Raw genomic sequence first — 12,046 nt, forward strand, 5'->3', positions numbered from 1 at the left:
CTCAGTAGGAGAAGGCCATCGGCCGGTCGGCGTCCTGGTCGTGACCGCCGATCCGGGTGGGCGGGTTGAGGTCGGCCTCGGTGAGCTCGGGGGGTCCGGCCTTGACGTACTTCAGGAGCAGCTTGACCTCGATGACGGCGAGCACCGCGTAGAGCACCGTGAAGGCGATCATGGAGGTGAGGATTTCGCCCTGCGAGACTCCCGGAGACACCGCGTCGCGGGTCTGGAAGACCCCGTAGACCACCCAGGGCTGGCGCCCCATCTCGGTGAAGATCCAGCCCCAGGAGTTCGCGATCAGGGGGAACATCATGGTCCAGAGGGCGGTGAGCCAGTAGAGCTTGGCGAGCTTCGGGCTCAGCGCCTTGTTCCTGAAGAGGACGAGATTCGGCACTTCGTCCTCGCCCGTGCGCAGCGCCTGCGGCAGCAGGAACTTCCGCCGCGTCAGCCACAGGCCCAGCAGACCGAGTCCGAAGGACGCCATGCCGAAGCCGATCATCCAGCGGAAGCTCCAGAAGGCGACCGGGATGTTGGGCCGGTAGTCGCCGGGCCCGTAGGTCTCCTGCAGTTCCTTGTTGATGTCGTTGATACCCGGGACGTACGAGGTGAAGGTGTTGTCCGCGAGGAAGGAGAGCACTCCGGGTATGGAGACCTCCACGTCGTTGTGCCCCTCGGCGACGTCCCCGACCGCGAAGAGGGAGAAGGGCGCGCCCTCCTCGCCCTCCCACAGGGCCTCCGCCGCGGCCATCTTCATCGGCTGCTGCTTGAACATCACCTTGCCGAGCGTGTCTCCGCTGACCGCGGTGAGCATGCCGGCGGCCACCACCGTGACCAGCCCGACCCTGAGGGAGGTGCGCATCACACGGATGTGCTTCCGGCGGGCGAGGTGGAAGGCGGATATGCCGACCATGAAGGCGCCTCCGACCAGGAAGGCCGCCGTGATGGTGTGGAAGAACTGGGTGAGCGCCGTGTCCTGGGTGAGCACCTTCCAGAAGTCGGTGAGCTCGGCACGGCCGCGCTCCTCGTTGATCCGGTAACCGACGGGGTGCTGCATCCAGGAGTTGGCGGCCAGGATGAAGAAGGTCGAGAGGATGGTGCCGATGGACACCATCCATATGCAGGCGAGATGGATCTTCTTCGGCAGCTTGTCCCAGCCGAAGATCCACAGGCCGATGAAGGTGGACTCGAAGAAGAACGCGATCAGGGCCTCGAAGGCGAGCGGGGCACCGAAGACGTCACCGACGAACCGCGAGTAGTCGGACCAGTTCATGCCGAACTGGAACTCCTGGACGATGCCCGTGACCACGCCCATGGCGATGTTGATCAGGAAGAGCTTGCCCCAGAACTTGGTCGCCCTGAGGTACTTCTCGTTGTCCGTACGCACCCAGGCGGTCTGCAGGCCGGCGGTGAGCGCGGCGAGAGAGATCGTCAGTGGGACGAACAGGAAGTGGTAGACGGTGGTGATGCCGAATTGCCATCGCGCCAGGGTCTCTGGTGCCAGAGCCAGGTCCACGACTCTTCTCCTTACGTCGCCGTGATCACAGCCGCAGGTCGCCCGGTCATACCCCCCGATGACGGGAGGAACCAGGGCGCGCTTGTGAACGCGTTCACATTCACAAGCAATTATGGCGCACATGCCTTCGAAGCCGTCCGGTGGGGGGTGTTTTCCGGCCGACCCCGCCGAGACGGCCGGAACCGGACAGGGCACCAAGGACTCCGGGACGGAAAAACGGTGGCCCCGGACCTCGGTCGCCGAGGTCCGGGGCCACCGGAGGGGGATCGCCCGCCGATCGCGCCGCTACAGCTCCTGGCGGAAGGACTCCGCCACCTTCAGGAACACGTCGTTGGCCTCGGCCTCCCCGATCGTGACCCGCACACCCTCACCGGCGAAGGGCCGCACGACCACCCCCGCCTGCTCGCAGACCGCGGCGAAATCGAGCGTCCGGTCCCCGAGCCTCAGCCAGACGAAGTTCGCCTGGGACTCCGGAACGGTCCAGCCCTGCCGCACGAGACCGTCGTACACCCTGGCACGCTCGCCGACCAGCGAACCGACCCGGCCCAGCAGCTCGTCCTCGGCGCGCAGCGAGGCGACCGCGGCGTCCTGGGCGACCTGACTGACGCCGAAGGGGACGGCCGTCTTGCGCAGCGCCGCCGCCACGGGCTCGTGCGCCACCGCGAAGCCGACCCGCAGACCCGCGAGGCCGTACGCCTTGGAGAAGGTCCGGAGCACCGCGACATTGGGCCGGTCCCGGTAGATCTCGATCCCGTCCGGCACGTCGGCGTCCCGGATGAACTCCTTGTACGCCTCGTCGAGCACGACCAGGACATCGTCCGGAACACGGTCCAGGAACCGCTCCAGCTCCGCCCGGCGCACCACGGTGCCGGTCGGGTTGTTCGGATTGCAGACGAAGATCATCCGCGTCCTGTCGGTGACCGCGCCGGCCATGGCGTCGAGATCGTGCACCTCTCCGCCGGTCAGAGGCACCTTGACCGACGTCGCGCCGCTGATCTGCGTGATGATCGGGTACGCCTCGAACGAGCGCCAGGCATAGATGACCTCGTCCCCCGGGCCCGACGTGGCCTGGAGCAACTGCTGCGCGACACCGACCGAACCCGTTCCGGTGGCCAGATGGGAGACCGGCACACCGAACCGGTCCGCCAGCTCGTTCATCAGACCGGTGCAGGCCATGTCCGGATACCTGTTGAAGGCGGCGGCCGCGGAGAGCACCGATTCCATGACACCGGGCAACGGGGGGTACGGGTTCTCGTTGGAGGACAGCTTGAAGGCAACCGGCCCCTCCGCGGATGCCGGCTTGCCCGGCACATACGCAGGGACGCCGTCCAGTTCGGCGCGCAGTTTCGGGCTCGTCTCGCTCACCGCAGGTCCTCCTCGACCGTCCGTACACATCAATACTGCTCACCTTATGAGGATTGGGCACCCGTGCGAACGGCCAGGATCCGAAATCGCCGGCCCCGGCGGGACGGACCCGCCCTGCGCGGGTCCGTCAGCCTCCGGGAAGGGGAGCGCCGCACATCCCGTCGCGCGCCGGTCGCTCGCTCCGTGGCGCGCATCCCTCGAACAGGTGAGTTGAGACCTCTTCGAGACATGGGCCATTCACCAGGTTCCTGCACACCGATGCGTGACACGGTGATGCCCGCACGGCCAACCCCCTGCGATTCCAAGGCATTTGCCCCCCGTTGATCATGCAGAAACGTGCCTGTCAAGGTAGGCATATGCGACCAGCCGGACCCGGCATCGGCCCCCTACTATCGGCTCGCCATGACAGCAGCAGGGAAGCACCAGGTAAGCCGGACAGAGACGCCCCGGCGTAACGGCCGGCCAGGACGTGCGGGGATCCGGGACGTAGCCGCGGCGGCCGGGGTCTCCATCACGACCGTGTCCGACGCGCTCAACGGCAAGGGCAGGCTCCCGGACGCCACCCGCCGCCATGTCCGCGAGGTCGCCGAACGGCTGGGCTACCGCCCGTCCGCGGCGGCCCGAACCCTCCGTACCGGCAAGTCGGGGCTCATCGGCCTGACCGTGACCACGTACGGGGATGAACCTTTCACCTTCACCGAATTCGCGTATTTCGCGGAGATGGCGAGAGCCGCCACATCGGCCGCCCTCGCACGCGGCTACGCCCTCGTGATCCTCCCCGCCACGTCACGCCACGACGTCTGGTCCAACGTCGCGCTGGACGGGACGGTCGTCATCGATCCCTCCGACCAGGACCCGGTGGTCACCGAGCTCGTGCGCCAGGGCCTGCCCGTCGTCTCCGACGGGCGCCCGGCGGGCACCCTCCCGGTCACCGCCTGGGTCGACAACGACCACCGGGCGGCGGTCCTCGACCTCCTGGACCACCTCGCGGCCGCAGGAGCCCGCCGTATCGGGCTGCTGACCGGCACCACCACCGACACGTACACCCGGCTGTCGACCACCGCCTACCTCCACTGGTGCGAGCGGGTCGGCCAGGATCCGGTCTACGAGTCCTACCCGGCCCACGACCCCTGCGCGGGCGCCGTCGCCGCGGACCGCCTCCTCGCCCGTCCCGACCGCCCCGACGCCGTCTACGGGCTCTTCGACCCCAACGGCACCGATCTGCTCGCCGCGGCGCGACGCTACGGTCTGAGGGTCCCCGAGGACCTCCTCCTGGTCTGCTGCAGCGAATCCACCGTGTACGCCTCGACCGAACCGCCCATCAGCACCCTCTCGCTGAAGCCTCGCAGAATCGGCACGGCGGTCGTCCAGCTCCTCATCGACGCCATCGAAGGGGTCGAGCACGACGGCCCGGTGGAGCAGGTGATACCGACGGAACTCATCGTCCGGACGTCCTCCCAGCGCCGCCCACCCCGCACCACGGTCAGCGCTCCGAGGTCACCGGCCGGGGACTGATCGGATTAATCAGGACCAAACGACCGATGAACCAGATGTGCCCACGGATTCACCACCCCTGGTGCGTCACACAGCACGATCCGCATTCCTATGATGGGCGCACGACACCGCGGACCACCTCTACCAGGCAGGGACCGTCAGGTGTACGGAGGCGCGACGGTGGTGGAGGGGTCGATGACTCAGGGGGCCGGTCAGGAACCCGTGGTGCGGACAGCGACGTTGCGCGACTTCCGCGTACCGCCGTATGCACAGGTGCCGGTGGACCCGCTCCTGCCGCATCCCGGCAACATCTCGGTGGGCGACGAGCCGCCGGAGGGGTACACCCCCACCGCGCGGGATCTGCCTGTGATCAACCGCGGGGACACCGTTCAGGTGAACACCGTCCCGGAAGCCCGGACCGGTGGCGATTCCGGCCGCGGCCCGCTGTACGTCGTCGGTGACGTCCACGGATACCTGGACGAACTCCTGGGCTCTCTGCGTGAGCAGGGCCTCGTCGACACCGACGGCCGCTGGGCAGCCGGCAACGCCAGGCTCTGGTTCCTCGGCGACTTCACCGACCGAGGTCCTGACGGCATCGGCGTCATCGATCTGGTCATGCGCCTCTCCGCGGAGGCCGCCGCGGCCGGCGGTTACTGCAAGGCGCTCATGGGCAACCACGAACTGCTGCTGCTCGGCGCGAAGAGGTTCGGTGACACCCCGGTGAACTCCGGCGCCGGCACCGCGACCTTCCAGGCCGCCTGGCTGCTCAACGGCGGCCAGAAGACCGACATGGACCGGCTGCAGGACGTCCACCTCCAGTGGATGGCCCGGCTCGACGCCGTCGTCGAGGAGGACGGGCACCTGCTGATGCACTCCGACACGACCGCCTACCTCGATTACGGAACCACCATCGAGGACGTCAACGACACGGTGCACGCCATCCTCACGCGGAACGACGCCGATGAGTGCTGGGACCTCTTCCGGAAGCTCACCAAGCGGTTCGCCTTCCGCGACGAGGGCGGCACGGAAGCCGTCCGTGAACTGATGTCGACGTACGGTGGACGGCGCGTCGTCCACGGCCACAGCCCCATTCCGTACCTGCTCGGCGAGGTCGGACCGGATGAAGGCGAGGACGTGGCCCGGCCGGTGGTGGACGGCCCGCACGTCTACGCGGAAGGTCTGGCCGTCGCCATGGACGGTGGAGTGACCATGGCCGGAAAGCTGTTGGTCGCCCAACTTCCGCTGCGTGACTGACGGTCGTCGGGGAATGCGTCACGGCCCGGCACCGTCGGCGGCTGGGTCTATTTCCGGAAACCCCCTGTCACCCCATGCCGTAGGCGCTCTACCATCGGCGTATCAGTAGCAGGCTCTCCTCCGTTTCCGCCCGGTCGCCCGCCCCTACGGTCGATCAGGCCCTACGGAGCATCGGGGGATGCACATGAAAAGCGCTCCGCACCTGCTGGCCGAGGACCGCCCCGAGTACGAGCGGATCCTGGCCGACGCACTGCGCCATGCTCACGAACGACCGGATCTGGACGGCATCGGCGACCGTCTCAATCCGGAACAGCTCCGTACGATGGCGCTCGACGCCACGCCCCTGATCACGGCGGCGGCGGCCACCGAGTACGACCACTACGTGACGGTCCGCGGTGAGCTGCGCGGGCCGGGCGGCCCGGATGTCCAGGCCTCCGGCCCCGGGTCCGCCGCGGACGACTCCGACCCCACAGGCGCCGGCACACTCGCGGTGATCTCCGCCCTGGCGCCCGTCCTCGCGGGCACGGCCGCCCTCATATTCCTGCTGATCGGCTACTCCCTCCAGGCACTCAGCCCCGCCCCGGCCTTCGCCGGAACCATGGTCACCGCCGGGTGGTTCTTCGCAGCCGTCGCCGCCGCCGCCATCCTCGTCGCCGCCGTGGGCCTCCTCGTCACCGCCCTGCGCAACGGTGCCACCGCGCTGCCCGCCACGGACGAGGAGGAGGAACTGCCGGAGGACGTCGCGCGCGCCAGGGAGGCCTGGCGCCACGCCTTGCTGGAACGCGGCGTCCTGCCCTTCCTCCGGGACGCGCTGGCCGATCCGACCGCGGGCCCCGCCTCGCGGACCCCGCACCGTTCGGCCAACCGGATACCGAAGATCGGTTACAGCAGACCGGACTTCTCCGGGCCGGGGGGAGGCCCCTCGGCCGGCCCGCGCCCGACCTTCACCAGCCCCGACTTCACCAGCCCGGACTTCGGCGGCCCCGAACACCAGCCGGAGTGATCCGAGGGGCACGACAGGGCCCCGAGCCGGAACCCGGCGAGGCCCCGCGCCGGGCGCCACGGCGTGGCGCCCGGACCCGGCGTCCTGACGTCAGTCCACGACAGGCAGATAGACCCTGTTGCCCGCCGCTGCGAACTCCTTGGACTTCTCGGCCATCCCCGCCTCGATCTCGGCCTGTTCGTTCCCGTGCTCCCGACGGATGTCGTGGGAGATCTTCATCGAGCAGAACTTGGGGCCGCACATGGAGCAGAAGTGCGCCGTCTTCGCCGGTTCGGCCGGCAGCGTCTCGTCGTGGAACTCCCGCGCGGTGTCAGGATCGAGCGCCAGATTGAACTGGTCCTCCCAGCGGAATTCGAACCGGGCGTCCGAAAGGGCGTCGTCCCACGCCTGCGCTCCGGGGTGCCCCTTGGCGAGGTCCGCCGCATGAGCGGCGATCTTGTAGGTGATGACACCGGTCTTCACATCGTCACGGTTCGGCAGCCCCAAGTGCTCCTTGGGCGTGACGTAGCAGAGCATCGCGGTCCCCCACCAGGCGATCATCGCCGCACCGATGCCCGAGGTGATGTGGTCGTATGCGGGAGCGACGTCCGTGGTGAGGGGCCCCAGCGTGTAGAAGGGCGCCTCCTCGCAGATCTCCTGCTGCAGATCGATGTTCTCCTTGATCTTGTGCATCGGGACGTGTCCCGGGCCCTCGATCATCGTCTGGACGCCGCACCGCTTGGCGACGGTGTTGAGTTCGCCGAGCGTACGGAGTTCGGCGAACTGCGCCTCGTCGTTGGCGTCCGCGATGGAGCCGGGACGCAGCCCGTCACCGAGTGAGTACGTCACGTCGTAGGACGCGAGGATCTCGCAGAGCTCCTCGAAGTTCTCGTACAGGAACGACTCCTTGTGGTGTGCCAGGCACCAGGCAGCCATGATCGACCCGCCACGCGAGACGATGCCCGTCTTACGACGGGCTGTCAGCGGGACGTAGGGCAGCCGGACGCCCGCGTGCACCGTCATGTAGTCGACGCCCTGCTCCGCCTGCTCGATGACCGTGTCCCTGTAGATCTCCCACGTCAGCTCCTCGGCCCGTCCGTCGACCTTCTCGAGTGCCTGGTAGAGGGGGACGGTGCCGATCGGCACGGGGGAGTTGCGCAGCACCCACTCGCGGGTGGTGTGGATGTTGCGGCCGGTGGAGAGATCCATGACCGTGTCGGCGCCCCACTTGGTGGCCCAGGTCATCTTGTCCACCTCCTCCTCGATGGAGGAGGTGACCGCGGAGTTGCCGATGTTGGCGTTCACCTTCACCAGGAAGCGCTTACCGATGATCATCGGCTCGATCTCCGGGTGGTTCACGTTGGCGGGGAGGACCGCCCGGCCGGCCGCGATCTCCTCGCGCACGACCTCGGGTTCGGTGTTCTCCCGGATCGCGACGTACTCCATCTCCGGGGTGATCTCCCCCCGGCGGGCGTACGCGAGCTGCGTGACGGGCCGGCCGTCACGGCTGCGTCGGGGCTGGCGCGGGCGGCCCGGGAAGACCGCGTCGAGGTTGCGCAGCCCTCCGCGCGGCGAGGTGTGCCTGAGGCCGTCGTCCTCGGGGCGCGCGGGGCGGCCCGCGTACTCCTCGGTGTCCCCGCGGCCGATGATCCAGTTCTCCCGGAGCGGGGCGAGTCCTCGGCGTACGTCGGTTGCGGTGGTGGGATCGGTGTACGGCCCGGAGGTGTCGTACAGCGTCACGTCCTTGCCGTTGGTGAGGTGCACCTGACGGACCGGCACCCGGAGGTCCGGGCGCGAGCCCTGGACGTACCCCTTGTGCCAGCCGATGGACTTCCCGGCCTCGGCGTCCTGCTGGTTCCGCTTCGAGGCAGGCGTGCGTGCGTCCGCTGTGGTCATGAGACCTACTCCCTACGCCGGCATTACCCGGTAACAGGTTCGGCGGTCGGCGCAGCGTTTCCCGTAGGGATATACGGAGGTCAGCGCCCTCTCAGCCCGGTGCTCCGAGCTCCCGCGTGTACAGATGTCCCCCCACGCTAGCCTCCCTTCTGGCGTGCTGGCCAGAGGACCTCCCCTCTTCTTGGGATGATCGCCGGGTGACGTCTCCCGGAAGCGCCCCCGAATCCCCCGGCCCCGCATCAGGCAGCACGCAGAGTCATGCGCACGGCCACTCCCACAGTCACGGTCCTGCCGCGCCCGTGTCCAAGCACTTGCGTAAGGTCATCGCGGCCGTGCTGATCCCCTTCGCGACGGCCGTCCTGGTCGGCCTCGTGGCGTTCTGGCCCGGCGGTGCCCCGGCCCATGAGCGCACGGGTGTCGGCTTCGACCGGCAGACCCAGGACGGCCGGGTGACGAAGGTGGTGTCGGTCGACTGCGCGGACGTCAACGCCTCACAGGTACCGGCGACCGGCGACACCTCCACGGCCTCGGGGCGGGAAGCCGTCAACGAACAGACGGGGGAGTGCAAGAAGGCGACGGTCGAGGTGACGACCGGTGAGGACAAGGGCCGCACCTTCGTGGAGGTGGTCCAGCCCGATGCGCCCCGGCAGCTGCGGGAGGGTCAGGGAGTGGTCGTGGCGTACGCCCCTGACGCACCTCGGGACCTTCAGTACTCGGTGACCGATGTGGACCGCTCGTTCCCGATGGCGCTCCTCGCCGGGATCTTCGCCCTCGCGGTGGTCGTGGTGGGCCGACTGCGCGGGCTGATGGCGCTGATCGCGCTCGCCGTGTCCTTCGCCGTGCTGACCCTGTTCATCCTGCCGGCGATCCTGCAAGGTTCGAATCCGCTGGTCGTCGCGGTGATCGGGGCCAGCGCCATCATGCTGATCGCCCTGTACACCTGTCACGGGCTGACCGCCCGCACCTCGGTGGCGGTCGTCGGCACGCTCACCTCGCTGCTGCTGATCGGGCTGCTGGGATCGCTCTTCATCGGGTGGGCGAGCCTGTCCGGGAACACGGATGACAACACCGGCCTCATCCACGGCCTGTACCCGGACATCGACATGAGTGGCCTGCTGCTGGCCGGTGTGATCATCGGCTCGCTCGGCGTGCTCGACGATGTGACCGTCACCCAGACCTCAGCGGTCTGGGAACTGCACCAGGCCGACCCGACGATGGGCGTACGCGGTCTCTACCGGGCGGGCATCCGGATCGGGCGCGACCACATCGCCTCGGTCGTCAACACGCTCGTACTCGCCTACGCGGGCGCGGCGCTCCCCCTGTTGCTTCTCTTCTCCATCGCCCAGAGCGGCGTGAGCACGGTCGCCACCAGTGAACTGGTCGCGGTGGAGATCGTCCGGACACTCGTCGGATCGATCGGACTGGTCGCCTCGGTCCCGGTGACGACGGTGCTCGCGGCGCTGGTGGTCTCCGCGGACCGCACGGGGCTCGGCGCGGAAGCCGCAGCTCCTGCACCCGCACGGACCGGGAGGGGCCGACGCCGCAAGGCGTGAACCGGGCCACCGGGCACAGGGAACCGGGCCACCGGTGTTCGGTGTCGAGCAGGACCCATCTGTTCAGCAGGACCGATCTGTTCAGCCGGCGTTCTGTTCCTTGGCGAGGATGCGCCCCAGCGCCTCTTCGAGATTGCCGTCGAAGTCACCCAGCGTGTGCTCCTGCCCCAATGGCACCAGCTTGTCCGTCCGGTCGAGAAATGCCACAAGCGGCGCCGTACCGGCCCTGAAGAGCGCACGGTCCGCTCCGACCTGCAGGCGGATGTGCACATCCGACAGCCCTTCGGGCTCGGTCGGGCCGATGTGCACATCGCCGTCGCCGCTGGGGCTGTTGAGACCGTCGAGCAGCAGCTCCCGGCCGAATGCCCAGGTGACGGGGGCGTCACCTGGCAGGTGAAAGGTCATCCGGATCGCGTACGGATCACTGACCTCGTACCGGAGCTCCACCGGAATACGGAAGGAGAGCTCCTCGGAGACGAGGAAGCTCATCATGACCTCTGCTTGAACCGACTCGCGCATCGTTCAACCCCGCAGTAGATGAAACTGGCCAGGAATGATCCACCATGGCCCCATTGACGCCATCGTGGTGCACGCGATAGCAGATCACAAGGAGTGATTTTTCAGATACTGATAGAGAACACGAACGAGCGCAACAGGGCGGTTACTTCGCAGCGTAGTTGTTCGACTGCGGCGAGCAACCGTTCCTCTTGGTGTAGAGGGAGGGAAACAGCCATGGCCGCCACAGCGGAGCCGACAGTGATCGGAATAGCCCCACAGACCGTCCCCATGGCGTACTCCTGCCGCTCGATGACAGGTTCCGTACGCTTCAGCGATCCCAGCCGCTCCAGGAATGCCTGACGGTCCCTCACGGAGTAACGCGTCAGCGGCCGCACGGGGTGCCGGTCCAGGTGGTCCTCGCGCGCACGCTCGTCGAGTTGCCCGAGGAGGCATTGCCCGAGAGCGTGGGCATGCCCCGTCTCACGGAACGGGGCCCACTCGTGCACCGCGGGAGCCTCGGGAGTGTCGGCCACGGCGATCACCTCGATCTCCCCGTCCTTGTACAGGGCGCAGTACACAGGGGCACCGATGACGTCCGCCCAGTGCGCGAGCGAGTCGACGATGACGCCGGGCCGTGGAGTCGCGGGCCCTCCACCCAGTCTCTCGGCCGCCGCCCCGAACAGGAAGACACCGTTCTCCCTGCGCAGATATCCCTCATGGGTCAGGGTCCGCAGCAGGTGGTAGGCGGTGGGGAGGGGAAGCCCCGCCTCCCGGGCCAACTGCTTCGCCGGCGCCCCGTCCCGATGGGCGCCCACAGCCTCCATAAGCCTCAGCGCCCGCTGAACCGAACCGATCAACGTCGGGACAGCGGTACTCGATGCCGTGGTCACAGGTCACCCCCAGCCATGGTGACGGGCTCTCAGCCCTCCCGCGGGGGCCGCCCCCGCGGGCACGCCGCGAGCCTGGGGTCCGGAGACCGGATGGTCGCACGAACCACTGGGCAGGATGGTGGCGGACCGTCATTTCCCAGCCGGCGGCAGCGGTACGTCACTGTATCCGTACGTTCCGTCACGGGTGAGGTTTCGTCGTGGACTTAGCTCAGCTGGGCTAATCACCGGATCCGTGGCCTTCGCGCGTACCCCCGCCGCGCCCGCGCGCCCGGGTGCCTTACCAGTCCCTGCGCTCGGAAGAGGACATGAACTTCCGCACGACGAAGATCAGACCACCCACGAGCACGACGAACACCAGCACCTTGAACAGCAGCCCGATGACGAACCCGACCACGCTGGCGATCAGGCCGCCGAAGACGACTATCGCGATGAGAGGCACCGCGACCCACTTCACCCACCAGGGCATACCCGCGAACATCTCCCGCACCGCCATCGCCGTACCTCGTCTCTGTGAGTCCCTGCTTCGATGCTAGAGGCGTGCAGGGGGCCGACGGGGGCTCGGGAGCCCTTGAAGTCCCCTGAGCGATCCCCTAGGGAACATCGG

The 12,046-nt window shown here is 68.2% G+C and carries 10 protein-coding genes and 1 riboswitch; of the genes, 4 read left to right on the plus strand and 6 right to left on the minus strand.

What is annotated here, in order from left to right:
- Window position 1: 1 nt before the first annotated feature.
- On the minus strand, window positions 2–1,510 hold the full coding sequence (locus ACFYSH_RS10560; RefSeq protein WP_388751853.1) for a cytochrome ubiquinol oxidase subunit I: 1,509 nt from the start codon (window positions 1,508–1,510) through the stop codon (window positions 2–4).
- Window positions 1,511–1,795: 285 nt separating this feature from the next.
- Complete coding sequence (gene hisC / locus ACFYSH_RS10565; protein ID WP_388751854.1) at window positions 1,796–2,875, minus strand: histidinol-phosphate transaminase; 1,080 nt, start codon at window positions 2,873–2,875, stop codon at window positions 1,796–1,798.
- A 402-nt stretch (window positions 2,876–3,277) separates the two neighbouring features.
- Here hisC and ACFYSH_RS10570 point away from each other — a divergent pair, with 402 nt between their 5' ends.
- The 3 genes from ACFYSH_RS10570 (at window position 3,278) to ACFYSH_RS10580 (ending at window position 6,626) form a co-directional block, all read left to right on the plus strand.
- Complete coding sequence (locus ACFYSH_RS10570) at window positions 3,278–4,390, plus strand: LacI family DNA-binding transcriptional regulator (RefSeq protein WP_359463718.1); 1,113 nt, start codon at window positions 3,278–3,280, stop codon at window positions 4,388–4,390.
- Between the two features lie 159 nt (window positions 4,391–4,549).
- Entirely contained in the window at window positions 4,550–5,623 is a 1,074-nt protein-coding gene (locus ACFYSH_RS10575) for a metallophosphoesterase (RefSeq protein WP_388752006.1), read from the plus strand.
- Between the two features lie 178 nt (window positions 5,624–5,801).
- Window positions 5,802–6,626, plus strand: coding sequence for a hypothetical protein (locus ACFYSH_RS10580; protein WP_388751856.1), 825 nt, complete (start codon window positions 5,802–5,804; stop codon window positions 6,624–6,626).
- Between the two features lie 90 nt (window positions 6,627–6,716).
- Here ACFYSH_RS10580 and thiC read toward each other — a convergent pair whose 3' ends face one another.
- Entirely contained in the window at window positions 6,717–8,501 is a 1,785-nt protein-coding gene (thiC, locus tag ACFYSH_RS10585; RefSeq protein ID WP_388751858.1) for a phosphomethylpyrimidine synthase ThiC, read from the minus strand.
- Window positions 8,494–8,627: riboswitch (TPP riboswitch) on the minus strand. (Overlaps the previous gene by 8 nt.)
- A 71-nt stretch (window positions 8,628–8,698) precedes the next feature.
- On the opposite strand from thiC, the gene ACFYSH_RS10590 reads away from it, so the two are divergent.
- Window positions 8,699–10,054, plus strand: a complete 1,356-nt coding sequence (locus ACFYSH_RS10590) for a YibE/F family protein (RefSeq protein WP_359463706.1) — start codon at window positions 8,699–8,701, stop codon at window positions 10,052–10,054.
- Window positions 10,055–10,135: 81 nt separating this feature from the next.
- Here ACFYSH_RS10590 and ACFYSH_RS10595 read toward each other — a convergent pair whose 3' ends face one another.
- The 3 genes from ACFYSH_RS10595 to ACFYSH_RS10605 all read right to left on the minus strand — a co-directional run bounded on the left by ACFYSH_RS10595 (window position 10,136) and on the right by ACFYSH_RS10605 (window position 11,929).
- Entirely contained in the window at window positions 10,136–10,573 is a 438-nt protein-coding gene (locus tag ACFYSH_RS10595; RefSeq protein WP_073750747.1) for an SsgA family sporulation/cell division regulator, read from the minus strand.
- A gap of 101 nt (window positions 10,574–10,674) precedes the next feature.
- Complete coding sequence (locus tag ACFYSH_RS10600; RefSeq protein ID WP_388751860.1) at window positions 10,675–11,442, minus strand: IclR family transcriptional regulator; 768 nt, start codon at window positions 11,440–11,442, stop codon at window positions 10,675–10,677.
- 277 nt (window positions 11,443–11,719) lie between these two features.
- Window positions 11,720–11,929 carry a DUF5326 family protein gene (locus ACFYSH_RS10605; RefSeq protein ID WP_359464141.1) on the minus strand — a complete coding sequence of 70 codons (210 nt, stop codon included), beginning with the start codon at window positions 11,927–11,929 and terminating at the stop codon, window positions 11,720–11,722.
- Window positions 11,930–12,046: the final 117 nt, after the last annotated feature.

Origin of the sequence: Streptomyces sp. NPDC005791 (assembly GCF_042871485.1) — a bacterium.
Classification (GTDB): domain Bacteria; phylum Actinomycetota; class Actinomycetes; order Streptomycetales; family Streptomycetaceae; genus Streptomyces.

Excerpts from the sequence above, each read along its gene's own strand:
- ACFYSH_RS10570 (WP_359463718.1), top strand. The coding sequence starts at position 3,278 with ATGACAGCAGCAGGGAAGCACCAGGTAAGCCGGACAGAGACGCCCCGG.
- ACFYSH_RS10580 (WP_388751856.1), top strand. The coding sequence starts at position 5,802 with ATGCACATGAAAAGCGCTCCGCACCTGCTGGCCGAGGACCGCCCCGAG.
- thiC (WP_388751858.1), bottom strand. The coding sequence starts at position 8,501 with ATGACCACAGCGGACGCACGCACGCCTGCCTCGAAGCGGAACCAGCAG.
- ACFYSH_RS10595 (WP_073750747.1), bottom strand. The coding sequence starts at position 10,573 with ATGCGCGAGTCGGTTCAAGCAGAGGTCATGATGAGCTTCCTCGTCTCC.